Annotated in this window: 21 protein-coding genes and 4 tRNA genes; 11 read left to right on the forward strand and 14 right to left on the reverse strand. The window is 42.8% G+C overall.

What is annotated here, in order from left to right; all coding sequences use genetic code 11:
- Position 1: 1 nt before the first annotated feature.
- The 6 genes from argJ (at position 2) to A7P54_RS08740 (ending at position 2,985) form a co-directional block, all read left to right on the forward strand.
- Positions 2-1,222, forward strand: coding sequence for a bifunctional glutamate N-acetyltransferase/amino-acid acetyltransferase ArgJ (gene argJ, locus A7P54_RS08715; protein WP_171549332.1), 1,221 nt, complete (start codon positions 2-4; stop codon positions 1,220-1,222).
- Positions 1,223-1,362: 140 nt separating this feature from the next.
- Positions 1,363-2,427 carry a quinolinate synthase NadA gene (gene nadA / locus A7P54_RS08720; RefSeq protein WP_004655525.1) on the forward strand — a complete coding sequence of 355 codons (1,065 nt, stop codon included), beginning with the start codon at positions 1,363-1,365 and terminating at the stop codon, positions 2,425-2,427.
- Between the two features lie 143 nt (positions 2,428-2,570).
- A tRNA-Pro gene (locus tag A7P54_RS08725) sits at positions 2,571-2,647 on the forward strand.
- A gap of 68 nt (positions 2,648-2,715) precedes the next feature.
- Positions 2,716-2,792 (forward strand) — tRNA-Arg (locus A7P54_RS08730).
- Positions 2,793-2,828: 36 nt separating this feature from the next.
- Positions 2,829-2,904, forward strand: a tRNA-His gene (locus tag A7P54_RS08735).
- 4 nt (positions 2,905-2,908) lie between these two features.
- Positions 2,909-2,985: transfer RNA gene (locus A7P54_RS08740), tRNA-Pro, on the forward strand.
- Positions 2,986-3,381: 396 nt separating this feature from the next.
- Here the strand turns inward: A7P54_RS08740 and A7P54_RS08745 are convergent.
- The 3 genes from A7P54_RS08745 to A7P54_RS08755 are packed head-to-tail and all read right to left on the reverse strand — an operon-like array spanning position 3,382 to position 4,851.
- A complete protein-coding gene (locus A7P54_RS08745) occupies positions 3,382-3,696 on the reverse strand; it encodes a hypothetical protein (RefSeq protein WP_004804698.1) in 315 nt (104 codons plus the stop codon).
- Positions 3,696-4,331: a type VI secretion system amidase effector protein Tae4 gene (locus A7P54_RS08750; RefSeq protein ID WP_171549333.1), complete on the reverse strand. Its 636-nt coding sequence runs from the start codon at positions 4,329-4,331 to the stop codon at positions 3,696-3,698. The genes A7P54_RS08745 and A7P54_RS08750 overlap by 1 nt, the downstream gene beginning before the upstream one ends.
- Positions 4,321-4,851, reverse strand: a complete 531-nt coding sequence (locus A7P54_RS08755) for a PAAR domain-containing protein (RefSeq protein WP_171549334.1) — start codon at positions 4,849-4,851, stop codon at positions 4,321-4,323. The genes A7P54_RS08750 and A7P54_RS08755 overlap by 11 nt, the downstream gene beginning before the upstream one ends.
- Before the next feature lie 403 nt (positions 4,852-5,254).
- On the opposite strand from A7P54_RS08755, the gene A7P54_RS08760 reads away from it, so the two are divergent.
- Positions 5,255-6,859, forward strand: coding sequence for a choline dehydrogenase (locus A7P54_RS08760; RefSeq protein ID WP_171549335.1), 1,605 nt, complete (start codon positions 5,255-5,257; stop codon positions 6,857-6,859).
- Positions 6,860-6,898: 39 nt separating this feature from the next.
- Here the strand turns inward: A7P54_RS08760 and A7P54_RS08765 are convergent, their stop codons facing one another.
- The 4 genes from A7P54_RS08765 to prs form a co-directional block, all read right to left on the reverse strand.
- Positions 6,899-7,654, reverse strand: coding sequence for an NUDIX domain-containing protein (locus A7P54_RS08765; protein ID WP_171549336.1), 756 nt, complete (start codon positions 7,652-7,654; stop codon positions 6,899-6,901).
- A gap of 121 nt (positions 7,655-7,775) precedes the next feature.
- Positions 7,776-7,928, reverse strand: coding sequence for a hypothetical protein (locus A7P54_RS18830; protein WP_216077071.1), 153 nt, complete (start codon positions 7,926-7,928; stop codon positions 7,776-7,778).
- A 54-nt stretch (positions 7,929-7,982) separates the two neighbouring features.
- The gene (locus A7P54_RS08770) at positions 7,983-9,470 is read right to left on the reverse strand and encodes a nicotinate phosphoribosyltransferase (protein ID WP_171549337.1); all 1,488 of its coding nucleotides are present in this window, start codon (positions 9,468-9,470) and stop codon (positions 7,983-7,985) included.
- 18 nt (positions 9,471-9,488) lie between these two features.
- On the reverse strand, positions 9,489-10,373 hold the full coding sequence (gene prs, locus A7P54_RS08775; protein WP_171549338.1) for a ribose-phosphate diphosphokinase: 885 nt from the start codon (positions 10,371-10,373) through the stop codon (positions 9,489-9,491).
- Positions 10,374-10,728: 355 nt separating this feature from the next.
- Between prs and A7P54_RS08780 the strand changes: the two genes are divergently transcribed.
- The gene (locus A7P54_RS08780; protein WP_171549339.1) at positions 10,729-11,904 is read left to right on the forward strand and encodes a zinc-binding dehydrogenase; all 1,176 of its coding nucleotides are present in this window, start codon (positions 10,729-10,731) and stop codon (positions 11,902-11,904) included.
- A gap of 71 nt (positions 11,905-11,975) precedes the next feature.
- Here A7P54_RS08780 and A7P54_RS08785 read toward each other — a convergent pair whose 3' ends face one another.
- From A7P54_RS08785 to betI, 4 genes are all read right to left on the reverse strand, one after another.
- Positions 11,976-12,758 (reverse strand): TorF family putative porin, encoded by a 783-nt coding sequence (locus A7P54_RS08785; RefSeq protein ID WP_171549340.1) that lies wholly within the window; start codon positions 12,756-12,758, stop codon positions 11,976-11,978.
- Positions 12,759-12,824: 66 nt separating this feature from the next.
- Positions 12,825-14,519: a choline dehydrogenase gene (gene betA / locus A7P54_RS08790; RefSeq protein WP_171549341.1), complete on the reverse strand. Its 1,695-nt coding sequence runs from the start codon at positions 14,517-14,519 to the stop codon at positions 12,825-12,827.
- A gap of 91 nt (positions 14,520-14,610) precedes the next feature.
- Positions 14,611-16,083 carry a betaine-aldehyde dehydrogenase gene (betB, locus tag A7P54_RS08795; RefSeq protein WP_171549342.1) on the reverse strand — a complete coding sequence of 491 codons (1,473 nt, stop codon included), beginning with the start codon at positions 16,081-16,083 and terminating at the stop codon, positions 14,611-14,613.
- Complete coding sequence (betI, locus tag A7P54_RS08800; protein WP_004804724.1) at positions 16,076-16,702, reverse strand: transcriptional regulator BetI; 627 nt, start codon at positions 16,700-16,702, stop codon at positions 16,076-16,078. Before betI ends, betB begins: the two co-directional genes overlap by 8 nt.
- A 264-nt stretch (positions 16,703-16,966) precedes the next feature.
- Between betI and A7P54_RS08805 the strand changes: the two genes are divergently transcribed.
- A complete protein-coding gene (locus A7P54_RS08805; protein WP_171549343.1) occupies positions 16,967-18,577 on the forward strand; it encodes a BCCT family transporter in 1,611 nt (536 codons plus the stop codon).
- Between the two features lie 117 nt (positions 18,578-18,694).
- Positions 18,695-20,755 carry a choline transporter gene (locus A7P54_RS08810; protein WP_005312420.1) on the forward strand — a complete coding sequence of 687 codons (2,061 nt, stop codon included), beginning with the start codon at positions 18,695-18,697 and terminating at the stop codon, positions 20,753-20,755.
- Between the two features lie 51 nt (positions 20,756-20,806).
- Here the strand turns inward: A7P54_RS08810 and A7P54_RS08815 are convergent, their stop codons facing one another.
- From A7P54_RS08815 to mqo, 3 genes are all read right to left on the reverse strand, one after another.
- Positions 20,807-21,262 carry a hypothetical protein gene (locus A7P54_RS08815; protein WP_171549344.1) on the reverse strand — a complete coding sequence of 152 codons (456 nt, stop codon included), beginning with the start codon at positions 21,260-21,262 and terminating at the stop codon, positions 20,807-20,809.
- Positions 21,263-21,304: 42 nt separating this feature from the next.
- Complete coding sequence (locus A7P54_RS08820; RefSeq protein ID WP_171549345.1) at positions 21,305-22,546, reverse strand: MFS transporter; 1,242 nt, start codon at positions 22,544-22,546, stop codon at positions 21,305-21,307.
- A gap of 79 nt (positions 22,547-22,625) precedes the next feature.
- Positions 22,626-24,266: a malate dehydrogenase (quinone) gene (gene mqo / locus A7P54_RS08825; protein ID WP_171549346.1), complete on the reverse strand. Its 1,641-nt coding sequence runs from the start codon at positions 24,264-24,266 to the stop codon at positions 22,626-22,628.
- 618 nt (positions 24,267-24,884) lie between these two features.
- On the opposite strand from mqo, the gene A7P54_RS08830 reads away from it, so the two are divergent.
- Entirely contained in the window at positions 24,885-25,898 is a 1,014-nt protein-coding gene (locus A7P54_RS08830) for a DUF1852 domain-containing protein (protein WP_171549347.1), read from the forward strand.
- Positions 25,899-25,913: the final 15 nt, after the last annotated feature.

Consider the following 25,913-nt stretch of genomic DNA (forward strand, 5'->3'; position numbering starts at 1 on the left):
AATGGCTGTTGGTGACGTAACAATGCCACTTATGCATGTGGTGCAGGGTGTAAAAATTGGCTCAACTGAGGCGTATGTACGTTATCCAAATCGACGAGATTTAGTCATTTTTGAATTTGCCGAAGGCTCAAATGTTGCAGGGGTATTTACCCAAAGTGCTTTTGCGGCTGCGCCTGTTCAATTGAGTAAAAAGCATTTAACAGAAAATACCCCACGTTACCTGATTATCAACACGGGTAATGCCAATGCTGCAACGGGAACAGTTGGTTATAAAAATGCAGAAGCGACTTGTGCCAAGTTAGCTGAATTAACAGGTGTTCAAGCCAATCAGATTTTACCATTTTCAACTGGTGTGATTGGTGAGCAACTCCCGATTGAACGTTTAGTACAAGGCATTCAACCTGCATTAAATGATTTAAATGCAGATCGTTGGGCGGACGCAGCATCGGGCATTATGACTACAGATACCACACCAAAAGGTGCATCTGAACAGTTTGAGCTGGATGGTGTGACTTATACCATGACGGGAATCAGCAAAGGCGCAGGTATGATTCGTCCGAATATGGCGACCATGCTCAGCTTCGTTGCAACCGATGCCCCGATTAGTGCTGAATTGGTACAGCGGTTATTGCAAACCACGGTTGAGCATTCTTTTAACCGCATTACCATTGATGGTGATACCTCGACCAATGACTCTTGTATCTTTGTCGCAACGGGTCTAGCTGGCGGTGCTGAAATTCAGAGCCAAGATGATGCACGTTATCAACAAGTGCTTGATGTGCTTGCACGTATTATGAATCGTTTGGCGCAATTGATTGTGCGTGATGGTGAAGGCGCGACCAAGTTCATTACCGTTCAGGTGGAAGGCGGAGCCAATACCCAAGAATGTTGTGATGTGGCCTATAGCGTTGCTGAGTCACCGTTAATTAAAACGGCTTTATTTGCCTCAGATCCAAACTGGGGTCGTATTGTGATGGCGATTGGTAAAGCGGGTGTACCAAACCTAGATAGCAGCAAAGTTCAAGTTTGGCTTGGTAATGTACAAATCTGCTTGGATGGTGGTGCAAACCCTGACTATACCGAAGAAGCGGGCTCAACCGTCATGGCTGAGAAAGAAATTAGCATTCGTATTGACCTCGGTCGTGGTACAGCAAAAGATACGGTTTATACCTGTGACTTTTCTTACGACTATGTCAAAATTAATGCCGATTATCGCTCATAAATTTGCGTTATAATAAAGCCTCTACAGTGGGGCTTTTTTTAGCTAGTTTGTGGATGAGGTGATTTTTCCCAAATGATCACGCCATTACCCACGTTAAAAGTTTGCAGTGATGCAAGCACGCAGGATAGAGAAGACGTTTTATGAATGATGCGAATTTAATTGCGAACGAAGCCAAAAATATTGTGCAGGCGCATTTAGATCGTTTGGGCGAGCCAAAGGACAACAGCCTTAGCCCAGAAGTGAAACAAGAAAAGTTTGCCCAAATTGCAGCAGAGTTGAAAAAACGCAATGCAGTGCTTGTGGCTCACTATTACTGTGATCCGGAAGTGCAAGAGCTTGCCGAACTCACGGGTGGCTGTGTTTCTGATTCATTGGAAATGGCGCGTTTTGGTCGTGATCATCCTGCAACAACGCTTGTGGTGGCAGGCGTGAAGTTTATGGGCGAAACCTCAAAAATCTTATCCCCTGAAAAAACCGTGTTGATGCCAACCCTAGAAGCAACCTGTTCACTCGATTTGGGCTGTCCTGTCGATGAGTTCACTGCATTCTGTGATCAGCACCCTGATCATACCGTGGTGGTGTATGCCAACACCTCGGCGGCTGTGAAAGCACGTGCCGATTGGGTGGTGACTTCAAGTTGTGCGGTAGAGATCATTGAGCACTTAGATAGTTTGGGTGAAAAAATTATTTGGGCACCTGACCAGCATTTAGGTCGTTATATTCAAAAGAAAACTGGCGCAGAAATGTTATTGTGGGATGGTGCATGTATCGTGCATGAAGAATTCCGTGCGCGTGGTATTGCACAAATGAAAGCACTTTACCCAGATGCTGCGGTATTGGTTCATCCTGAGTCACCTGAATCAGTGGTGGATATTGCAGATGCGGTGGGAAGTACCTCGCAACTGATTAAAGCAGCACAGACCTTGCCGCATAAACAAATGATTGTGGCAACAGATCGCGGCATTTTCTATAAAATGCAGCAAGCCGCACCAGATAAAGAATTATTTGAAGCGCCAACTGCAGGTGAGGGCGCGACTTGTCGTTCATGTGCACATTGCCCGTGGATGGCAATGAATGAACTGGATGGTATTTTGCATGTGTTACAGCATGCTGATCAAGAAATACACGTTGATCCAGCCTTAGCTGAACGTGCGAAATTACCCTTAGATCGAATGTTGAACTTTAGTGCTTCTTTGAAACGCTAAAATGTCTGAAAATGCTTGTTAAATATACATTTGATAAGGATTTATTAGTTTTTTGGAAAATAGGTGTTGACGTTCTAGGGCGTCGCGCCTAGAATGCACACCGTACCGCACGATGTGCGATACACTAAAAGCTGAAAAGAAATCGGAGCATAGCACAGCCTGGTAGTGCACCTGGTTTGGGACCAGGGGGTCGTAGGTTCGAATCCTACTGCTCCGACCATTTAAAATATGTTGAAAAACATAGTTTTAAATATCGGCGAAGTATCGTGATAGTATTATCATCGTTATGCGCCTGTAGCTCAGTTGGATAGAGCATCCGCCTTCTAAGCGGATGGTCACAGGTTCGAATCCTGTCAGGCGCGCCATTTGGCAGCTTGGTATATAGAATCAAAGTTTTGATGGTGGATGTAGCTCAGTTGGTAGAGCCCTGGATTGTGATTCCAGTTGTCGCGGGTTCGAATCCCGTCATTCACCCCAATTTCGGAGCATAGCACAGCCTGGTAGTGCACCTGGTTTGGGACCAGGGGGTCGTAGGTTCGAATCCTACTGCTCCGACCATCATCTTAAAAGATGAGATAAAATACCGCTAAGTTAGCGGTTTTTTTACGTCTGGATTTTTTAAATTTAATAGCTTAAATTGAGTCCGTAGCCGTAGGTCGCGGCGTACCAATTCACGATAAATGTAGAGATTAAAAATACAAGAACTAAGATTATGATGAATTTATAGCTCGCTTTTTTGGCTGCTATAAGATAACCAGCCAACATGCTTAAGATGAACCAAAACCAAGTATAGATCATTAAAAAGTTCTTAAATGAACCACTACAACCTTCTATACATGGCCTTTTATGTTTTAATAAGTTAATAAAAATTTCATGCGAAAGTTGCATTAAAACAATGATAATTATTAGACCTAAGATAGGGTACAGAATCTTTTTCATCATTTGAACTCAAAATTAATAGCTTAGATTCAGTCCATAGCCATAATTTGTTGAATACCAAGAAAGCAAAACTAATAAAAAAATAATTAAAATAATGAAGTAAAATATTGTTTTAAAACCAACTTTTCTTAATGAAAATAAGTATCCGATGAGTCCACCCGAAAAGAGGCTTGTCCAAGTAAATGTTCTTGCAATTATTAAAAAATCAGCACTACATCCTTCTCTGCATCTAGATTTATCTGTATAAATTAAACTAAAAAATTGAGGTACAATTAGAATAATTATTGCAACTAAAAAAATTCCAGCTAATACCCATAAAATATGTTTCATTACTTTACCTCGAAAAACAATATTCTCTTTGCTTTACCATAATCAGAATATGTATATCCCATAAAGTCAAAACTGTTAAACCCAAGAGTAAAACGTAAAAAGGTTGTCCAATTATCTGTTAATTTTGATTTATTCCATAAATCGATATGTCCACCGCTCGCTGCATCTGCACTTTCATCATCGCGTTCCCAATACTCTCCGAAAAATATAATTCCTGTTTTACCTTTGATTTTTGATTGCCAATCTCTCCCTGTTATGACGATAGCAGGGCCAATCCCACAAACAGGTCTTGTTTGAAGCCAGCCAGCCATCTCATTCGCTCTTGTTGCTGTCGCCTTATTGTTTAATACAATACGACCAAGCGTAGGTGCTTTCCCTTCAGGTTTAATATTGTTCTGAGAAAAAGTAGTCATCTTTACACCTACTTTATGCAAAGTCACGCTCATTCGAATTGCACATTGATTTTCAAACCCTTTAGGGGCTTGTCCATTAATGTTATAAGGTGGAGTTTTGTCACCATAGTAATTATCCCATAACTCTTTAAAGGTAATCGGAACGATTCCCACCATACTACAAGCCGCAACAGAGCCTCGTTTGGGATTTGTTTTAACTGTTCCCGATTGATTAACTGGCATCACCACCACGCTTGGTGAGTGCTTCTTCACCTAAATAGAGTTTATAAGAAGCATGTCCCTCGGTTTCAATCCGTGGCAGTTTCCCATCAGCGCCAATTGTGCCTTGAAAGATTTTACCCTCAGCTGTTTCAATTAAGTAGGGCATACCTTCGGCAAAACTAAACTCAGCTGCCACTTGTTCATCGAAAACTTGAGGGCTGCTGGTATTGAGGAAGTTGCTAACAGCGGATGAACTATTCGCGCCTGCACCGATTCCGTTATTTCTCACCACAAGGCTTTGATTCGGAAAAAAGGTAGCACCGCAAGTGGCTTTGTCACCCGCCACAATAATGGTTCTGGTGCCTACCATTAAAAAGCCTCTACCTGAAGCTTGAGCTGTGGCCATCACTTGGCATTTGGGGCAATAGTGCCTCATGCCTTCTACGTGTACAGGAATCCCTTCGACGAGAAAGGTATTATCCGCTTCTTGTACTATGCCACCGTGGTCTGTATGACAACCTTTGGTGATAAGAGCCTTCATTATTTTATCCAGTAAATAATCTTCAGTTATTTAAAAAATTTGTTTTAATAAAACTAATAAATGATTTATTTACTTGGTTTAGCTATTCAAAGTAAAGTGGAATGCAAACATTATCCTGATGTGTTAAAGGAGTAAGTTTGAAGTGTTGATTGATGAGTCCATTCTGAGCCTTTTGCCAGTTTTAAATAGACATGAATGAATATTATTAGGAGGTGACTTATTGGCTTCTGAAAGATTGCATTTTTACTGCAAGGGCATTGCTTGATTTGGCTATTGCGCTTTGAGGATGATCCAGTTAAGTTGCTTATATTGATATGAATTGGTTAGACAACTACAACAGTATTTAAATGCCGTGTTCGGCATAATGCTTCCACTTTTTAAAAAGAAAAAACAGAGTATAGCGATGACAGAAACAGCTTTTGATTTTGTAATTATAGGTGGTGGTTCAGCAGGATCGGTACTGGCTGGGCGATTATCAGAAAATCCAAATATTTCGGTATGTTTATTAGAAGCTGGTGGTGATGGCAACAGTTGGTTGGTGAATACACCTTCAGCAGCAGTGATTAGTATTCCGACTAAAATTAATAACTGGGCTTTAGAAACCATTCCACAAAAAGGCCTAAATGGCCGAAAAGGTTATCAACCGCGAGGTAAGTGCTTAGGTGGAAGTTCTGCCATCAATGCAATGGTGTATATCCGTGGGCATCGCAGTGACTACGATCATTGGGCTGCTTTGGGTAATGCGGGATGGTCTTATGACGATGTTTTGCCATATTTTATAAAATCAGAGCATAACGAGCGCATTCGTAATGAATATCATGGACAGCATGGTCCACTTAATGTCAGTGAATTACGTTCAGATAATCCTTATCAAAAAACTTTTGTTGAAGCTGCGAAGCAGGTGGATTATCCGCTAAATGATGACTTCAATGGTGCAGAACAAGAAGGACTTGGTGTTTATCAGGTCACGCAAAAAAATGGCGAACGCTGGAGTGCTGCCCGAGGTTATTTATTTCCTCATTTAGGCCAGCGTTCCAATCTACATGTGATTACCAAAGCCTTGGTGTCAAAAATTGTGATTGAAAATGGTCGTGCTGTTGGGGTCGAATATAAACACAATGGACAAAACACAGTTGTTCGTGCCAAGAAGGAAGTCTTATTGTCAGCAGGGGCATTCCAGTCACCACAAGTCTTGATGCTATCTGGTATTGGTCCAAGTCAAGAGCTTGAAAAGCACGGTATTGCTGTCGTTAAAGATTTGGCGGGTGTGGGTGAAAACCTGCATGACCATCCAGACTTTATTTTTGCTTATAAAACCAAGCAAATGGAGGGAACTTTTGGTGTATCAGTGGGTGGAAGCCTAGACCTAGTCAAGCAGATTGGACGTTATCGTAAAGAGCGTCGCGGTTTGATCACCACCAATTTTGCTGAGTGTGGTGGTTTCTTAAAAACTCGCCCTGAGCTGGATAAGCCAAATCTACAACTGCATTTCGTGATTGCGGTGGTAGATAACCATGCTCGAACAATGCATATGGGACACGGGATTTCATGCCACGTCTGTTTGTTGAATCCGCGTGCGCGTGGTTCAGTCAAACTCAGTGGTAAACATGTGGATGATCCATTGCTGATTGACTTTAAATTCCTTGAGGATGAGCAAGATCTTCAGGATATGGTCGATGGGTATAAAGTCACGCAAAAGTTAATGAACGCACCTGCTTTAAGTGAAAAAATTAAAGAGGACATGTTTACTGCTAATGTGCAGTCTGATGATGAAATCCGTGAGATTTTGCGCCAACGTGTCGATACGGTGTATCACCCAGTGGGTAGTTGTAAAATGGGGGTGGATAAGATGGCCGTGGTTGATCCTGAACTGAAAGTCTATGGTATTGAGGGATTGCGAGTCATTGATGCCTCAATTATGCCAACCGTGGTGAATGGTAATACCAATGCGCCGACGATTATGATTGCTGAGAAAGCGGTGGACTTAATTCGTCAAACGTGGAAGTAAACTTAAACGATCAGTAATTGGAGCTAAGCTAGCAATGTCTTAGCTCTTTTCATTTTCAGTGCTGTTGCGTGGTGTTTCCAGCATACGTGGAAAAGTGAAATTATAATTTTCCAGTGCATAGCGGAATAATTGAGCAGGGCGCTTGCCGACAATTTTTTGCTGTCCCGTTTCTTCAACTGCACCTGCTTCCTGCATACGCCGTCTGAATGATTTCTTTTCTAATGTATGGCCTAAAATAATTTCATAAATGGTTTGTAATTCGGTCAGGGTAAAAAGCTCAGGCATGAGGCTGGCGGGTAGAGCGGTGTAACGGGTTTTATTGCCAAGGCGATCATAAGCGAGTTGGAGCAGCTGTTGATGATCAAAAGCTAAATCCAGCTGTAATGCCTGATCGATTGGAAACCATTGGCTATGCTCAGTGGTGTGACTTGCTTGAATTTCAAATTTGTCAAAATCAATCAGGGCAAAATATAAAGCGGTAATCGACCAGCCGCGTGGATCACGATGTTGATTGCCAATGGTTTCGACTTGTTCTAGGTAAGGGGAGTGAATCCCTGTTTTTTCAAGCAGTTTGCGATGCGCCGTTGCCATTAAGTCTGGGTCGGTTTTTAAATCGACAAAGCCACCTGGTAGCGCCCATTTGCCTTTTTCGGGAAAGTTGGAGCGCTGAATCATTAAGACTTGTAATTGACCTTTCGCCACAGAAAAAATTGCCATATCGACCATAAACAGTGGGGTGTCATAGTCTGTTTTTTGGTAGTGGGCAAGGTATTCCTGTTCGGAAGTATAGGTCATTTGGTGTTATCTCATGGATGAGTGAATCAAGTATAAAGGTTTTTATAGATTTGAATGTGCTGTTTATAAATGAAAAAACAGTTTAGCTTGTTTAGGCATAGCGACATCCGTTATCGAGAAATCAAAACTTTTGTGTATTGGCAATTGCATACTTTTGGGGATAAGGCCTAAGCGAAAACTGTTCATTGCTATAGTTAGTTGATGGTGCATCCTGAGCCCAGTTCAAAATAGCATTCTGAACTTCGTGCAAGATCGTTAAATGGGCGGCATCCATGCCGCCTGTCTGATATAACGTAGATGAGCTGCAAATTAGAGGTCTTGATATTGCTTAGATCAATCTCTCCCGAATTTGATCAAGCGAGCATTCGCTTAACAATTGACCATTTTCAAATACTGTTTGCAGTGCCCCCATCTTCTCCTGTTCAAAGCTTTGTTGATCAAAGAGTTCAAAACCATTTTCGGTTTGTTCAACCCGTAATAAGCCCTTGGCTGATTTTTTAACACCTGAGTCGGTCACTGGGTCTTTAAACAGTTCGCGGCCGATACCGTTGACTTGCCCCCAAGTGGCTTTTACAGCAAAACCAAAGCTATCGCGAGTCAAATAGTTATAGGTATAGCTGCCAATTCCAAAGACCAGATTATTGGAAGCAAAGCCTTTGGCTTCCAAACCTTTTAAGATATTTTGTGCACGTTCTAGGGTAATCGAGTCACCATAGATCAAACCAACACGCTCATTCAGTACTTTATAGCCTTGCGCTGTTTTGGTACCGCCAAAAATCTCCCATAAACATTGCACTGCACCTTTATAAGCAGGGCTATCTCGCTCTGCATCAGGATCGCCACAGATAATTTTCACGGGATCACCTGAGTCAGGGCGAAACACCACTTTGGCGAGTCCGAGGGCATTCGGTTGGCGTTTTAAAATCTCTGCTTTTAATTCCACACTAAACTCGGTAATCACACGCCAGAAATCCCAAGTATCTGAAACGATACTGACTACCCCAGCAGGATAAAGCTCACAGATCAGGCGTCTAAAGGTCTCGATTTCACTTTCTTCACTGCCCATACACATCACACTGTGTTCTGTTGCAGGCACTGAAACGCCGATGACACCAGTGGCGTTATAATATTCTTCAGCATAGTCAATTGATGCAACTGAATCGGTACCGATAAAACTGGTCAAGTGCCCCACGCCTGATTGGGCTGCATCATAGATCCCACTCATCCCGCGGCTACTAAAATCATGGCCTTGAACAGCAACAAAGTCTAAAGGTGCACCTGTTTTTTCTGCATATTGGGTTAACAAACGTTTGTATTCATAGGCAATGCTAGCGGTGGTACAGCTTTTCCATAGCTCGGCACTGAGCACGGTTTCAATATAGTTGGTTAACCAAAAGAAATTCGGATCAGTATTGATGATGGTCAATACTGGTACTTTGATATTGACGCGGCTACCTTCTGGCAAGGCTTTAATTTTTAATGGTAAATAACCAAGATCGTGCAAGGCTTCGATGTGCTCGACGGGCACAGCACCTTCACCTAAAGCGTTGTCCATACGGCGTTTATAGGCTGCCACCACTTTGGCTTTAGCTTGATTGAAGAAGCCTTCATTCCAAGTTTCAATCAGAAAGTGTTTGATAAAGCCTTGCAGGCCAAAGAACACAATCTTGTCATCAAAGTCAGGCAGCATTTTGGCTAGGCGTGATGAACGCGGGGTAAAGTTGGCATAGACGTATTCAGTTCCCACTGGATACTGGCGACGGTGGTCTGCTTTATAGAAATCAATTGCATTGAGTGGGTTAATTTTAATACTCATTTTTATTGGCCTCTTGCTTTAATCTTGATTTTGAAAATTGATGATATTGAGTTTGCTTGCTTCTGCTTGTGGCAGGCTATTGCTGCTAAAGATCTGATCGACCAAGCCATCAAATACCGCGAGACCTTTGCTAAAAATGCCATGGGTGACATACAAAATAATGTTTTGGCAATTTAGGCTGCGTAGTTGTTTGGCAATACCAATAAAGGTGGCACCACCATCGCAAATATCATCGGTGATCACGGCTGTTTTTCCTGTCAAATCAGGACTATCCACCGCCGTTGTTCTAATTTTTCCAGTGCTTGGATCGCGTTTCTTTTCACAGTGAATCACTTCAATGGCTTGTTGGCGTTGCGGATTGATACGGTTTGCAATCGCTTCGGTGCGTTGTATTGCACCAGCATCAGGGCAGATCAATACCGTATTGTCGGCGCTTAAAATCTGCATCAATGCTGGGCTTTGCTGGATAATCTCAATCGGTTCGATATTGATTACCTCTTGGAAGCTGGTATTTTTGCGTAACAGTTCAAGGGTCACTGGGCTATGGCAATCCCACACCACAATTTTCTGACGTTGTCCTGCAAATTTTTCGCTATTACTATTCAATAACTTGGTCATTAAATCCAGTGAGAAGGCCTGACCTTGTGCACAGATACGGTCTTGACGTGCATAGGGAAAATAAGGGATTTCTACGGAAAGGCGAGTGTCTTGTTGCAACAACACATTTTCCAATAATAGATAATCCATCACATCTGCACTGTTCTGAAGTGAGGCTTTGATCTGCGTGTCAGCTTGTAATTGGTTCAATAACTCAGGCTGTAGTTGAATATGACGTTCACCACCTGAAAACTGCAAAAACTCGATGGGAACATTGGCTTGAGCTGTCATAAGTTGAATCGTCATTTTTAACTTCTCTTTTATAGTGGCTTAAAGCCAGTAAATATATAGTGTCATAAAGACACTATTAAATGCAAGATTTAAATTTGATCGTTTTAATAAAAATAGGGAAGCAATTTAGAAAAATAGATTCATCTATTTGAAGTTAAAAGAGAATAATTTTTAAACTTTTTTTGAATCAATCGAGCGATTTTAAAATACATCATTTGCTGACTTTATTACTGCGATATATTGATATTTAGGTCATAGTTTTTGACAATTATCCTTGTCAGGATTGAGTCATGTGTTGTTTGCTTGGTACAGCAACGGGTCAAAGTGCTAAAAGCGAACAATGGGAATAAAACAAAAAGGAAAGCATCCTATGAAATCTCTGATTTGTCATAACGCTGAGTTAAAACTGGAAGACAGCCTTCAATTGGTTCCTGCGAAGGGGCAAGTCTTACTTGAAGTGGTACGTTGTGGTATCTGTGGTTCTGATTTACACATGCAACATCACTGCGATCATATGCATGATTTGGCAGCGCGAGTTGGCTTTAATGGGGTGGCAAAGTCCTCGGATAAATTGGTTTTCGGGCATGAGTTCTGCGGTAAAGTCTTGGATTACGGCCCAAAAACACGACGTAAATTGAAAGCCGATACTTTGGTTTGTGCTATGCCTTTATTAAATGTCGATCCACAAGGCTATGTTCCGACGGGGCTATCGCCAAGTGCTTCAGGTGGTTATGCAGAACAGGTCTTGGTGCAATCCAGTCTGATGTTTGAAGTGCCCAATGGTCTAGATGCAGACAGTGCTGCACTGACTGAGCCGATGGCTGTTGCCTTACATGCGGTACGTCGTAGTCGAATCAAGAAAAATGAGCCAGCGATTGTGATTGGCTGTGGTCCTGTCGGTTTGGGTGTGATTATTATGCTCAAAGCAGCGGGTGTCAAAACCGTAGTCGCCAGTGATTTTTCACCGAATCGCCGTCGCTTGGCCGAGCAGTGTGGTGCAGATATCTTGATTGATCCTAAACAGCAATCACCATTTAGCAGTTGGAAAGAGCTCGGCTTATTGGGCAATGTCTCAGAAGCAATTAATATGGGCATGGGGATTTTTGACAAGGTTCAGACTTACGCATTACCGTGGGTGAATGCCATGCGTGTCGGGGATAAACTCGGGTTATTGCCAAAACGTCCAGTGATTTTTGAGTGCGTGGGTGTGGCTGGGATCATGCAGCAGATTTTGGAAGGTGCACCACTGTTCTCACGTATCGTGGGCGTAGGGGTTTGTATGCAAAGTGACAAGATCGAACCTGCCTTGGCGATTAATAAAGAGCTAGAAATTCAGTATGTGTTGGGTTATACCCCACTTGAGTTCCGTGACACGCTGCATATGATTGCGGAAGGTAAAGTGGATTGTTCACCATTGATCACAGGTGTGGTCGGCTTGGAAGGTGTCGGCAATGCCTTTGAAGCGCTGCGTGATCCAGAGCAACACGCCAAGATTCTGATTGATCCAAAACGTGCAGGCGCAACGATTGAATTGATCAAGTCATAACATCCACGATTTTAAAAAGCCGCTTGCAGTGAAGCGGCTTTTTTATGTCAGAAGACTTGATCTAGTTAGGATTAGAAGCTTTTGGTCAATGAAAAAGTCAGGGTTGAATCAATCGGATTCGAGACTTTAGCATTTGGATTGCCATTGCTGTATTGCTGATAAAAACCGTCTTTATCCCATGCTTTGCTATAGGTCAAACTGCTGGAAAGATTGTAGGGCAGTTCTTTGTTGACGGCAAAACTGGCATCTTGGAAGCTGGCTGCAGAAAAGTTTTTAATGCGTTGGTTGCCATAATGGGCATTGACCGACCAACCTTGCGTAATCGGTTGATGCCAATTGACATCCAAATACCCCGAGCCACGTGAATGCTTATTGTTGCCGACGCCCAAAGTATCCGAGTTATTGCCGAAATAATCTTGGGTATAGGTCATCGCATATTTAACGCTGAGTGGCCCATAGCTGATCTCAGGGATAATTTCCCCATAATCAAAACGGGTATTGCCGGTATCCGCAGTGGTTTTTGCCCCTGGATAATAGTAATAGGTGACTTTGGTGCCGACAGTTAAATCACCAAAACTGCGGCTATAGCCAGAATACACATCCCACTCGACTGAGGCATCCCGAATAAAATGATCACTTACCATCGATGCCCAAGTCCCTGCATAAAAACCGCTGGCATGGTTGTAATCCAGTCCACCTTGTAAGGCAGGTTTACCCCAAGTTTGTTGAAAACCGCGAGAAACGTATTGGCTAGCCGCAGTGATATTGGCTGAGTAGGGTGAGGGGGTTTCAGTGGCGTGGGTGCTTTGAAAATAAAAAGCGAAAGGTGCAATTAAAAATAAGGTTTTTTTCATCATTTCTCCCTGAATGAAGTAAAACCCGAAGCTCAGCTTCGGGTATCCCCTAAAGGAATTTCTTGCTTATTGTATTGGACGTAATGGCGCTTGACGTACAGGTGCTGTACCCGCTTTGTAATAAGCCGCTTCAGAACGAGGGAGTTTTTGACCACGGATTTTATCGGCAATTTTTTCTGCGATCATAATCGTGGTGGCATTCAAATTACCAGTAATGATCAATGGCATGATGGAAGCATCAACCACACGTAAGCCTTGTACGCCATGAACGCGACCTTGACCATCGACTACTGCCATGTCGTCTTCGCCCATCTTACAGCTGCATGATGGATGAAATGCTGTTTCAGCATGCGTACGGACGAATTCATCCAGTTCTGCATCGGTCTGGATATGTTTACCCGGGCTGATTTCCTCACCACGATACGGATCAAGCGCAGGTTGCGCCATGATTTCACGGGTGATACGGATCGCATCACGGAATTCACGCCAGTCTTGTTCTGTTGACATGTAGTTGAACAGAATACTTGGATGCTCAAACGGATCTTTTGATTTCAGCTTAATGCGACCACGTGACGGTGAGCGCATTGAACCGACATGCGCTTGGAAGCCATGCTCTTTTACTGCATTACTACCGTTGTAGTTAATCGCAACAGGTAAGAAGTGATACTGGATATTCGGCCAGTCAAACTCTTCCGAGCTACGGATAAAGCCACCCGCTTCGAACTGGTTGCTTGCACCCACACCTGTGCCATTGAATAACCATTCAGCACCAATCGCAGGTTGGTTATACCATTGCAGTGCAGGGTAGAGTGATACCGGTTGCTTGCATTGATATTGCAAGTACATTTCTAAGTGGTCTTGCAGGTTCTCACCCACACCGGGCAAGTCATGCACGACATCAATATCCATCGATTTCAGGAAGTTGCTTTCACCCACACCTGAGCGTTGCAAGATTTGTGGCGATGCAATCGCACCTGCACAGAGCAAGACTTCACGTTTGGCTTGTGCCTGTTTCATATTGGCTTTGTCTGCACCAATAATATATTCCACACCCACGGCCTGTTTTTGATTGAACAGGATGCGGTTGGTGGTGGCATGTGTGACGATGGTTAAATTGGGACGACCTTTGGCTAGATCCAGATAACCACGGGCAGTACTTGAGCGACGACCTTTTGGGGTCACAGTACGGTCCATTGGACCAAAGCCTTCTTGTTGATAACCATTTAAGTCATCGGTACGTGGGTAACCTGCCTGTACGCCTGCTTCAACCATGGCGTGGAACAAGACATTGTTGCCATTTTTAGGGGTTGCAACTGACACAGGGCCTTTGTCACCGTGGTAGTCATTACCACCGATATCACGAGTTTCGGCTTTTTTGTAGTAGGGTAAGCAGTCTGCATAGGTCCAGTCTTCCAGACCTTTCATGGTTGCCCATTGATCCAGATCCATGGCATTACCACGGATATAGCACATGCCATTAATCAGAGAAGAACCACCTAAGCCCTTACCACGACCACATTCCATACGGCGATTGTTCATGTGTGGTTCAGGATCGGTTTCATAGGCCCAGTTATAGCGACGACCTTGTAAAGGAAAAGCCAAAGCAGCTGGCATTTGAGTACGGAAATCTAAACGGTAGTCTGGACCACCTGCTTCCAATAATAAAACAGTCACGTCTTTGTCTTCAGTCAGACGTGTTGCGAGCACATTTCCGGCAGATCCTGCGCCAATGATAATGTAGTCATATGCTTGAGTATTCATCGTTATCCCTTTTTCTATTCTTGAGGATGCCGATGCAATCATGGGATTGCTCGGCATTGAGGATTAATTTTGAGGGTGAAAGCTGAGGGCATTAGAAAATGCTGTGATACTCACCCAACTCAACTTGAACGGATTTGATACGGGTGTAATGACCCAAAGTGGTTAAGCCATTTTCACGACCAACACCAGATTGCTTGTAGCCACCGACTGGCATTTCCGCAGGCGATTCGCCCCAGGTATTGATCCAGCAGATACCTGCTTCAAGTTTATGAATCATACGATGTGCTTTGGTGATGTCTTGGGTCACCACACCTGCAGCTAAGCCAAAGGTGGTGTCATTGGCACGACGGATCACTTCTTCCTCAGTTTCATAGCTGAGAATGCTCATCACTGGGCCAAAGATTTCTTCTTGCACAATCGCCATATCATCTTGGCAGCTGCTGAATACAGTCGGTAGTACATAAGCACCTTTGGCAAGATCACCTTCAGTGGCACGGCCACCACCGATTAATAGTTTTGCACCTTGCTGTTTGCCTGACTCAATGAAAGACAACACTTTTTCCATATGCGGGAAACTGGTGAGAGGTCCGAAGTTGGTTTGCTCAACCATCGGATCACCGATACGAATACGTTTTACCCGTTCTACAACAGCTGCTTCAAAATCAGCAAGCAAGGCTTTTGGCACAAACACACGGGTACCATTGGTACAGACTTGACCTGAGCTAAAGAAGTTTGCCATCACTGCGATATCCGCAGCACGGTCAAGGTTGGCATCATCACAAATAATCAGGGGTGATTTACCGCCAAGCTCCATGGTCACTTCTTTCAAAGTCGAACCCGCAGCACTGGCCATCACTTTCTTGCCTGTTTCGACACCACCCGTGAACGAGATTTTTTCAATCACAGGATGTTCAGTTAACCATTGACCGATCTCGCGACCCGCACCTTGAACCACGTTAAATACGCCATCTGGTACGCCCGCTTCGGTATAGATTTCAGCAAGTTTAAATGCAGTCAGCGGCGTGATTTCGCTTGGTTTGAAAATCATGGCATTACCCGCTGCTAGGGCAGGCGCAGATTTCCACATGGCGATTTGAATTGGATAGTTCCAAGCACCGATACCAGCCACTACACCGAGGGGTTCACGGCGGGTATAAAAGAAGCTTGATTCACGCAGTGGCACTTGCTCGCCTTGAATCGCGGTTGCAAGACCAGCGTAATATTCGAGTACATCTGCGCCTGTCACGATATCCACGGTCGAGGTTTCGCTATAGGCTTTACCAGTATCGAGGGTTTCGAGCTGGGCAAGTTCATCATTACGTTCACGTAAGATATCAACTGCACGACGTAAGATGCGTGAACGCTCCATCGCGGTCATCGCTGCCCAGATTTTTTGGCCTTGTTGTGCGCTTTGAACAGCCGCTTCAATGTCTTGTTGTGAGGCTTGTTGAAGTGTTGCGATCACTTCACCGTTGGCAGGGTTAATGCTGTTAAATGTTTTGCCACTGGTCGCTGCGACATAACGTCCGTGGATATATAATTGGTGAACTTGTGCATCACTCATTCTGTTTCTCCTGCAAAGGCTTGTTCGCAAATTGAATTTGCGTTTTTACATAATCGTAAGCAATGGAACGGGCCAGTTGGCTGTCAAACTCATCGTGACTACTTAAACTGCCGCGTAACCATAATCCGTCAATCAAAGCTGCTAATCCGCGAGCAGCGATGCTTGCCTGTTGTTTATCATCGACCAACATAAGAAAATAATGTTTCAAGTTGGAATACAGGCGTTGATCATTAATTCGTTGTAAACGTCCAAGTTCGGGAAGGTGCATACTGGCAGACCAAAAGTCTAACCAGACCCGCATGGCTTGTTTGTTGACCTGACTGATATCGAAGTTGGAATCAATAATGGCCTTGATCTGGCTTTCTGGATGCGTATCTGCTTCGGCTTTGTATTGGTCAGTCTTTTGACGCAAAACGTTGAGCATTTCTTGCATACAGGTATTGATCAATCCCTGTTTGTCACCAAAATAGTGACTCACAATACCAGTCGATAGTTCGGCCTTTTTTGCAATCTGTGCAATGGTGGTATTGGATAACCCCACTTCAGAAATTACATAAAATGCGGCGCTAATAATTTCTTCACGTCGCACATGCTCTGGTTTTACTCTACGCTTTGTCATGCTTATCCATTTAAAGCCCTGCCAAGGTGCTTTTTATTCAACATTTCTCGATGTAGAGCATCATAACATTTTTTTATCATACTTTTTATTGATTGAACGTTCAATCAATAAAAAGTATAATCTGTAAAAATCAATGAATTTTTGATTGGAAAGAATAGAAGTAGCGTAATAAATCAAAGATTCTTATGGATAAGGCGATAAGCAGAATTGAACACTTATCACATTATTTTTTAAGAAAAAACACCAATTGCAAGGAGCAAGAACATGGTGTCAGAAAGTAATGAAGGGTCCCCATCTGAACCTATACGTTTAAATTTGTTTGTTTTTTGGAGCTCCGCAATCAGTATCGGCATTTTTGGCCTATTGTTTGTGTTGTTTCCACAGCGCAGTCAGTTCTGGTTAACCTATATACAAGGGCAGGCCAATCAATTATTTGGTTGGTATTACATGCTGGTAATCGTGGTTTGTTTAGGTTTTGTTGCTTGGCTGGCCTTTTCTCGGGTTGGGCAGATTCCATTAGGTAAAGATGACGATAAACCTGAGTTTGGCTATCTGGCTTGGGTGTCGATGCTGTTTTCCGCAGGGATCGGGATTGCGCTGCTGTATTACGGTGTAGCTGAACCCGTTGACCATTTTATTCGACCGCCAGAAGGTCAGGGTGGAACCATTCAAGCAGCACGTGATGCCATGATGTATAGCTTTTTACATTGGGGCATCCATGGTTGGGTGTTGTATGCCTTATTGGGTGTGACACTCGGTTATTTTGCTTTTCGTCAGAACTTGCCATTGGCATTGCGCTCTGCGCTATATCCAATCTTTGGTGAACGTATTCATGGTTTGATCGGTGATTTTGTTGATGGTTTTGGGATTTTAGCCACAGTCATTTCTTTGGTGACGAATCTCGGTATCGGTGCTTTGGTACTGGTTTCGGGCGTGCATTATCTCTTACCTGAAATTCCAAACAATCAAACCACATTGATTACGGTGGTGTTGCTGATGATGTCAGTCGCGACCATGACCACCGTGGTTGGAATTGAAAAGGGCTTGGCTTGGTTATCGCGTATTAATTTGCGTTTGCTCTATGCGCTCTTACTATTTGTATTCCTCACAGGGCCAACCAACCATTTACTTAATGGTTTAGTACAGAACGTGGGGGATTATCTCGATCATTTTCTAGCGAAGAGCTTTGATATGTACCTCTACAATGCTAAAGCAGGTGAGTGGTTAGGTTCATGGACAGTGTTCTATTGGGCGTGGTGGATTGCATGGGCACCATTCGTGGGCATGTTTATTGCGCGTATTTCCAAAGGCCGTACCATTCGTGAAGTTGTGCTCGGTGTCTGTCTGATTCCATTGGGTTTTACGCTGGCTTGGATCTCGATTTTTGGTAACACCGCAATCTATTTTATTTTGGAACAAAAGCAAAAAATCTTAGGTGATCTGGTGTTAACCGATCCTGCTTTGTCCTTATTTAAGCTTCTCGAATTTCTACCATTCAATCCTTATGTTGCTGGGATTGTTGTTGTGATTTGTTTCGTATTGTTTTTGACCCCTGTGGGTTCTGGTACACTCATGATCGCAAATCTGTCCTCGAAAGGGGGTAGCAATGAAAGTGACTCACCGATTTGGTTGCGAATTTTCTGGTCTGTGGTGATTACCATTGTCAGTATCGGGCTGCTGTTGGCAGGGAGTTTTCACTCTATGCAAAGCGCTGTGGTACTGTGTGGTTTGCCATTCTCCGTTATTATTTTGCTGTATATGTTTGGCTTGGCCAAAGCACTTAAACAGGATCAATTTAGTCCTACACCACCGCAAGTGATAACGCAGGACACTCAGTCATCACATCACACCACTGAAAAATCAGAAATATTGTAATTCGGGTAAATAACTTTTGTTTTTCATTTTCTATTCAGATATGTCTTTTCATTGATCTCGTGATGAAAAGACGTGGATGAATATTTTCTTTTTCTTCTCTAACTCCCTGAGGATTGTATGGCGACAGATAATCCAAGAGCGGTTGATGATGCTACATTAGCGAATAAAGACCATTTAAATCGTGTGGTCTTCTATGTTTCAGCTCTACTTATTTTAACATTTGCACTTGTTACGATTTTATTTAACGATTTTGCCAACCATTTGCTCAACGTAGTGCTGGCTTGGGTCAGTGATAAATTCAGCTGGTATTACCTATTAGCTGCAACATTGTATTTAATCTTTGTGGTTTTTATTGCTTGCTCGCGTTATGGCGATATCAAACTTGGTCCTAAGCATTCCAAACCTGAGTTTAGTTTACTCAGTTGGTCAGCGATGTTGTTTGCGGCGGGGATTGGAACAGATTTAATGTTCTTCTCTGTTGCAGAACCTTTATCTCATTATATGAATCCGCCTGTGGGTGAAGGTCAAACCTATGAAGCTGCGCGTCAGGGCATGGTTTGGACGCTGTTCCACTATGGTTTAACGGGTTGGGGCATGTATGCCTTGGTCGGGATGGCCTTGGGCTACTTTAGTTATCGTTATAACTTGCCACTTACGATTCGTTCCGCACTCTACCCAATTTTTGGTAAAAAAATTGATGGTCCGATTGGGCATAGTGTAGATATTGCAGCGGTTATCGGGACCATCTTTGGTATTGCCACCACCTGTGGTATCGCCGTCGTTCAGATCAATTATGGTTTGCATGTCTTATTTGGTTGGCCTGAAAACCTGTTGATTCAGTCGGCACTGATTTTGGTTGCTGTTATTGTCACCATTATTTCGGTGACAGCTGGGGTCAATAAAGGCATTAAGGTTTTATCTGAAATCAATATTTTTGCCGCAATTGGCTTAATGTTGTTTGTCTTGTTCTTGGGCAATACAGGATTTTTACTCAATGCATTGGTACAAAACTTTGGTGACTACATCAGTCGATTCCCAAGTTTGGCCTTGGAAAGTTTTGCCTTTGATCAACCTAAGGATTGGATGAATAGCTGGACCTTATTCTTCTGGGCATGGTGGGTGGCTTGGTCACCTTTTGTTGGTCTGTTCTTGGCGCGCATTTCCCGTGGCCGTACCATTCGTGAATTTGTTTGCGGTACCTTAATTATTCCATTGTTGTTCACCATCACGTGGTTATCTATTTTTGGAAACAGTGCCTTATATAACGTCATTTTTGAAGGCAATACGGCACTGGCTCAAACAGTTCTGACTGACCCTGCGCATGGTTTTTATGACCTATTGGCGCAATATCCGTGGTTTGCATTTATTGCAGGTGTGGCAACGATTACAGGTCTATTGTTCTATGTAACCTCTGCCGATTCTGGTGCGTTGGTTTTAGGGAACTTTACCACTAAATTTTCCAATGTTGATAATGATGCGCCACGCTGGTTAAGAGTGTTTTGGGCAACGGCAATTGGCTTGCTCACCTTGGCAATGCTGATGGCAAACGGGATTACCGCGCTGCAAAGTGCTACGGTAATCATGGGCTTACCGTTTAGCTTTGTCATGTTGTTGGTCATGGCGGGGCTGTACAAGTCTTTGCGTCTGGAAGATTATCGGAAGGCAAGTCGTAGTATGAATGCTGCGCCCGTGGTGGGGAACGTGGATATCCTGAACTGGAAAAAGCGTTTAGCCCGTGTGATGCATCATCCGGGTACCAGTGAAACCCAACGCATGCTTGATAGTGTCTGTGAGCCTGCAGTACGCACAGTTGCCGATGAACTGGTTAAACGTGGTATGCAAGTCGATGTCACCCAAACAGCATTGGAAGACAACGATGCACTCTATCATTTAGATTTAACCATCTACTTGGAAGAAGAGCACAACTTCGTTTATCAAATTTGGCCGGTACGTTATATCGCGCCTAACTTCAGTGAACGTGGTAAACGCGGTAAGCAGTTCTACTACCGTCTGGAAACCTTCTTGTATGAGGGTTCGCAGGACAATGATCTGGTTGGATACACCAAAGAACAGGTGATTAACGACATTCTTGATAAGTACGAACGTCATATGACTTTCTTGCACATCAATCGTATTAGTCCCGGAAATCGTCCTTTGTATCCCGATTCACAAGATTAATTGTGATAATAAAAAAACCTCACGTCATGTGAGGTTTTTTTATGTGCTGAATTATAAGGCGCCATATTTTTGCCATGTTTCACCCGTTTCATAGGTTTCATAATGGCTTTTGAGTTCATGCAGAGATTGGGTCTGGTAGATCGCAAAGATGATCATGATCAAGAATAAGCTGATCAATTTAATGGCGCGTTTATTCTTATATTCATCTGAATAGAGGTAGAAAATACAATAGAAGGCAATCATCAAATAGGTGCAAAACAGCGAGTTAAACACCAGATAAATCAGCAAGGCAGCGGTCGTTACCAAAGCAATTCGGTTTTTTAAAATCGTTGGGCGTAAGCTCAGAATGTTCAATATCAAAAGGCCAAACGAGGTCCAGAATAGATAGGCATGCCCACCGATAATGACAATATAGGTCGATTGCAGCCACAGCAAGACCAGCCATACAAAAACGGAAAAAATAATAAATTTAGAGAGGCCTGAAGACGCGGGCAAAGTATGTTTCATATGACATTGAATTTTAAAATAACTATTTGTTTAATAGGGGAATTAAAAACGAAACTTCAATAAGTCTTTGGTCTTGAGCTTGGTTATAACAACGCAGAGCAAAGACAGTGAACCACCCATCAACATCGCAGGAATCACGCTGAAAAAGCGCGTCATCACACTCGACTGCAACGCACCAAGCTCATTACTCGAGGTGACAAAGATGCCATTAATGGCAGCGACACGTCCAAGCATGTCCTTGGGTGGAATCAGTTGCAGAATCGTTTGACGAATGACAATGTTGATACTGTCACATGCTCCCATAATAATGAGAACTGCGACTGAAAAATACAGCTGTCTGGTAACAGCAAATAACAAGGTACACAGGCCAAAGCCTGTCACTGCTATAAGCATCATCTGCCACGGTCTAGATTTTGGTGGATAGCGAATTAAAATAATCATCATCACCAATGCACCAAAAGCAGGTGCTGCGCGTAATAGACCAAAACCATCTGCACCGATATGTAAAACATCTTGGGCAAAAATGGGCAGCAGCGCGATGATGCCACCAAAAAAAACGGAGCTCAGATCGAGAAACATCGCCCAAAAAATAATTTTAGTTTTAAAAATAAAATGTACTGCTTCTTTAAGACTTTGAGTTACTGACTCCGTTTGGATTTGCGGGAAATCTCGTTTTTGCAAACACCAGAGGGCAATACTGCCACTGAAAAAAAGTGCCACGATGACACTAAAAGTAATGTCTAAATCGAGATGAGCCAACAGGAAGCCCCCAATGACGGGTGCAAGAATACCACTGGCTTGCCAGCACATGCTGGTCCATGTGGCGGCATTGGTATACAAATGTTCGGGTACGACAAAAGGACGTAAAGAATTAAAGCAGGGACTGTATATGCCGCGAATACAGCCAAATAAAAACAGAATACTCAAGCATGAGATTAATAATAAATTTGCACTGATGGTTTGGGTGTGGAAAAGATCAAAACTGATCCATAAAGCAATCGATAAGGGGATGGCGAAGCTAAAGCTGATCTGCAAAATACGTTGACGATTAAAACGGTCAGCAATATAACCGCCCCATAAAGAGAGAATGAGAAAGGGTAAAAAATCCATGATCCCGACCAAGCCGAGGATAAGCGGATTCTTGGTAATTTGATACAGATAATACGCGATCAGTACTTCTTGAATTAGCACCGCAAACGTCAGACAGCATTGATTGACCGTCAATAACGTGAAGTCACGACTGGCAAATGCAGCAAAAGCAGAATGAGGTACAGCAGAAGACATAAGGCGTAGATTTAAAACATACAAATAAAGAAAAAGGGAAGAGTTGAAACTCCTCCCTTTTTGATGTGCTTCGCGTTACTTATTGAGCAACAGCTTCAGCTTTAACAACTTTCTTAGCAGGAACTAAGTTTGCTGGAGTCGTATAGTTCAAGCCCAAAGTTGAACTTGAGTACTGACGGATTTGATCTAACAACGCTGGATCTGTTGAAAGGTCTTTACCATAAGAACGTACGATCTCATGCAATTTGTCATTCCATACACCTTTAGTTTGCTCAGGGAATGCTTTTTCAAGCAAGTTAAGCATGATGTAAGGTGATGTAGACGCACCCGGAGAAGCACCTAACAATGCAGTTACAGATTTATCTTTAGATGCAAAGATTTCAGTACCGAATTGCAATTTAGCAGGTTTGCCCGGCTCTTTTTTGATGATCTGAACGCGTTGACCACCTTGTTGTAAATGCCAGTCTTTTGGATCAGCTTCAGGGTAGTATTTTTTCAACTCATTGAAACGATCTGCATCAGACATTAACACTTGGCTTACCAGATACTGAACAAGATCAGCATTTTGTAGGCCAATTGCAGCCATAGGCAACACGTTGTTTTTGTTGGTCGATGCAAGCAAATCAAGCTGTGAACCATTTTTCAGGAACTTGTTTGAATAAGTTGCGAATGGGCCAAACAACACATATTTTTTACCGTCGATATAACGAGTATCGATATGTGGTACAGACATCGGAGGCGCGCCAAGATCAGCACGACCATACACTTTAGCAGTGTGTTTTGCTGTTACCGCAGGATTGTCAGTTACAAGGAACTCACCACCAACAGGGAAGCCAGCATATTGTTGCGCTTCTGGTAAGCCAGTCATTTGCAATAATTTAATTGCAGCACCGCCCGCACCAATAAACACAAAACGTGTTTTCACATGATCAACTTTGCCAGATTTCAAATCTTTGAAAGCCACAGACCAAGTGTTGTCATCGTTTTTGCTGATGCCTGTCACTTCAGTTGAAGTGCTGAGTTTGAAGTTTGGACTCTTTTCAAGGTTGCCAATCAACTGCTTGGTGATTGCACCGTAGTTCACGTCAGAACCAACGTCCATACGGGTTGCAGCCACTTTTTGTTGAGGATCACGACCGTCCATCACCAATGGTGCCCATTGTTGAATTTCAGCTTTGTCTTCACTCAATTTCATACCAGCGAATAACGGATTTTGAACCATGGCAGCATAACGCTTTTCCATGAAATTCACGTTATCGCCCCATACGAAAGCAATGTGTGGTACTGGGTTAATGAAGGTCGTTGGTGTTTCGAGTACACCTTGCTTCACTTGGTATGCCCAGAACTGTTTGGCAATTTCAAACTGATCTGCCACGTTTACAGCTTTAGAAATGTCCATTTTACCGTCTTTTTCTTCGGTATAGTTCATTTCCATAAAGCCTGAGTGGCCTGTACCCGCGTTGTTAAAACCGTTTGAACTTTCTTGTGCAACAGCATCAAGACGTTCATACATGCGGATATTCCAGTCGGGTTGTAACTCGTTGAGGTAAGTACCTAAAGTGGCACTCATGATCCCGCCGCCGATGAGTACAACATCGACAGTTGGTTCGTTACTGGTGGTTTTAATTGCCTTAGACGCAACTGGTCTAAAAAGAAAGGCAATTGCAATAATAATTAATACTACGAGTAGTACTAATAAATATTTCCAAAATTTTTTCATTCAATTTACCTTAAAAATTAAATGACGCTCTATATGACAAGCGATATAGAGAGAAAGAATTTAAATGATGTACAGGCGCAATAAAGGCACATCAGTACGGCAAGGGATCGCCTTAACACTGATGTTGAAGAAGTTAGTTCATGAATTTTACTTTAATTTAGACGGTATTTTGGTTGAACTAATGTTTCAAAATGTACAAATCAAGCCAACTTTGATGATTTATTGTGTAAAAGTTGTAGAAAGTTCTAGTAAATCTTAGACTTATGGTTTAGAGAGATCAGTCACATTTTGACCAAATAAGATGATTTAGATAATAACAAAATGCGCAGTTAAGCATTAATGAGGGATGCAATCGAAGAGAGAACAATGCCGCTTGGTATGATTTATATGCACCCTATGCGTTATCCAGATCAGTTCAAAATCCCCTGAGCGATATTCATCTTTCAACGTGTCATCAATCGAGGATGCTGAGCCATTTTCATCTCAGCAAATTTATTAAAGTGAATTTTATTCATTTTCGACTTAGATTAAATCATTTTTATTCATCTCTTGATTAGGGTATAAATCACTCTATACAGAAATTCAGATTTATCTCAGAAATTAGGGTGGCGGATTAAAATGAGTAGCGCATTTAATTTTACGATCAAGAGTATTCGTTTTGATGAGAACTATTACCCATCAGAAAATACCCGTATTACAACCAACTTTGCCAATTTGGCTCGTGGTCAAAGCCGCCAAGAAAATCTGCGTAATACCCTAAAAATGATCGACAATCGTTTCAATACCTTGGCGCATTGGGATAATCCAGAAGGGGATCGTTATGCGGTCGAGCTTGAGATTATTTCTGTTGAGATGAAGGTTGAAGCGGGCACTGACAGCAATGCATTGCCTTTGATTGAAATTTTAAAAACCAATATTGTCGATAAAAAAACCAATGAGCGTATTGAAGGTATTGTTGGCAACAACTTCTCTTCTTATGTACGTGATTATGATTTCAGTGTGTTATTGCTTGAGCATAATAAAAATCAGTCTGGATTTAGCACACCAGAGAACTTCGGCGACTTACATGGCAACTTGTTCAAGAGCTTTATTGAGTCAGAGACTTACAAGGCAAACTTTAAAAAACCACCTGTGATCTGCCTCAGTGTTTCCAGCAGCAAGGTCTATCAACGTACTGAAAATCAGCATCCAGTATTGGGGACGGAATATTTGCAAGATGAATATTCATTAACGGATGAGTATTTCCAGAAAATGGGCTTAAAAGTGCGTTATTTCATGCCGCCAAATAGTGTCGCGCCGTTGGCCTTCTATTTCTCTGGGGATTTGTTGGCGGATTACAGCAATCTGGAGTTGATCAGCACTATCAGCACCATGGAAAGCTTCCAGAAGATTTACCGTCCTGAAATTTACAATGCTAATTCAGTGGCAGGCAAATCGTATCAACCAAGTTTGAGCAACCAAGATTATTCACTGACTCGCATTGTATATGATCGAGAAGAACGTAGTCGTTTGGCGATTGAACAAGGCAAATTTGTTGAAGAACAATTCATCAAACCATACCGCGAGACGCTTGAACAGTGGTCTGCCAGTTATGCAGCACAAAACAACTCGCAAAAAAGTTACGCGCACTAATTTATTGAAAATATA

The organism is Acinetobacter sp. Ac_3412 (assembly GCF_013072675.1).
Classification (GTDB): domain Bacteria; phylum Pseudomonadota; class Gammaproteobacteria; order Pseudomonadales; family Moraxellaceae; genus Acinetobacter; species Acinetobacter higginsii.

Bases quoted from the DNA above. Each gene is read 5' to 3' on its own strand.
- A7P54_RS08810 (WP_005312420.1), top strand. From the start codon at position 18,695: ATGGCGACAGATAATCCAAGAGCGGTTGATGATGCTACATTAGCGAAT.
- A7P54_RS08780 (WP_171549339.1), top strand. From the start codon at position 10,729: ATGAAATCTCTGATTTGTCATAACGCTGAGTTAAAACTGGAAGACAGC.
- mqo (WP_171549346.1), bottom strand. From the start codon at position 24,266: ATGAAAAAATTTTGGAAATATTTATTAGTACTACTCGTAGTATTAATT.
- A7P54_RS08770 (WP_171549337.1), bottom strand. From the start codon at position 9,470: ATGAGTATTAAAATTAACCCACTCAATGCAATTGATTTCTATAAAGCA.
- A7P54_RS08830 (WP_171549347.1), top strand. From the start codon at position 24,885: ATGAGTAGCGCATTTAATTTTACGATCAAGAGTATTCGTTTTGATGAG.
- argJ (WP_171549332.1), top strand. From the start codon at position 2: ATGGCTGTTGGTGACGTAACAATGCCACTTATGCATGTGGTGCAGGGT.
- A7P54_RS08785 (WP_171549340.1), bottom strand. From the start codon at position 12,758: ATGAAAAAAACCTTATTTTTAATTGCACCTTTCGCTTTTTATTTTCAA.
- A7P54_RS08760 (WP_171549335.1), top strand. From the start codon at position 5,255: ATGACAGAAACAGCTTTTGATTTTGTAATTATAGGTGGTGGTTCAGCA.
- A7P54_RS08765 (WP_171549336.1), bottom strand. From the start codon at position 7,654: ATGACCTATACTTCCGAACAGGAATACCTTGCCCACTACCAAAAAACA.
- A7P54_RS08750 (WP_171549333.1), bottom strand. From the start codon at position 4,331: ATGCCAGTTAATCAATCGGGAACAGTTAAAACAAATCCCAAACGAGGC.
- A7P54_RS08820 (WP_171549345.1), bottom strand. From the start codon at position 22,546: ATGTCTTCTGCTGTACCTCATTCTGCTTTTGCTGCATTTGCCAGTCGT.
- A7P54_RS08755 (WP_171549334.1), bottom strand. From the start codon at position 4,851: ATGAAGGCTCTTATCACCAAAGGTTGTCATACAGACCACGGTGGCATA.
- A7P54_RS08745 (WP_004804698.1), bottom strand. From the start codon at position 3,696: ATGAAACATATTTTATGGGTATTAGCTGGAATTTTTTTAGTTGCAATA.
- betA (WP_171549341.1), bottom strand. From the start codon at position 14,519: ATGAATACTCAAGCATATGACTACATTATCATTGGCGCAGGATCTGCC.
- A7P54_RS08815 (WP_171549344.1), bottom strand. From the start codon at position 21,262: ATGAAACATACTTTGCCCGCGTCTTCAGGCCTCTCTAAATTTATTATT.
- prs (WP_171549338.1), bottom strand. From the start codon at position 10,373: ATGACGATTCAACTTATGACAGCTCAAGCCAATGTTCCCATCGAGTTT.
- betB (WP_171549342.1), bottom strand. From the start codon at position 16,083: ATGAGTGATGCACAAGTTCACCAATTATATATCCACGGACGTTATGTC.
- nadA (WP_004655525.1), top strand. From the start codon at position 1,363: ATGAATGATGCGAATTTAATTGCGAACGAAGCCAAAAATATTGTGCAG.
- A7P54_RS08805 (WP_171549343.1), top strand. From the start codon at position 16,967: ATGGTGTCAGAAAGTAATGAAGGGTCCCCATCTGAACCTATACGTTTA.
- betI (WP_004804724.1), bottom strand. From the start codon at position 16,702: ATGACAAAGCGTAGAGTAAAACCAGAGCATGTGCGACGTGAAGAAATT.
- A7P54_RS18830 (WP_216077071.1), bottom strand. From the start codon at position 7,928: ATGGATGCCGCCCATTTAACGATCTTGCACGAAGTTCAGAATGCTATT.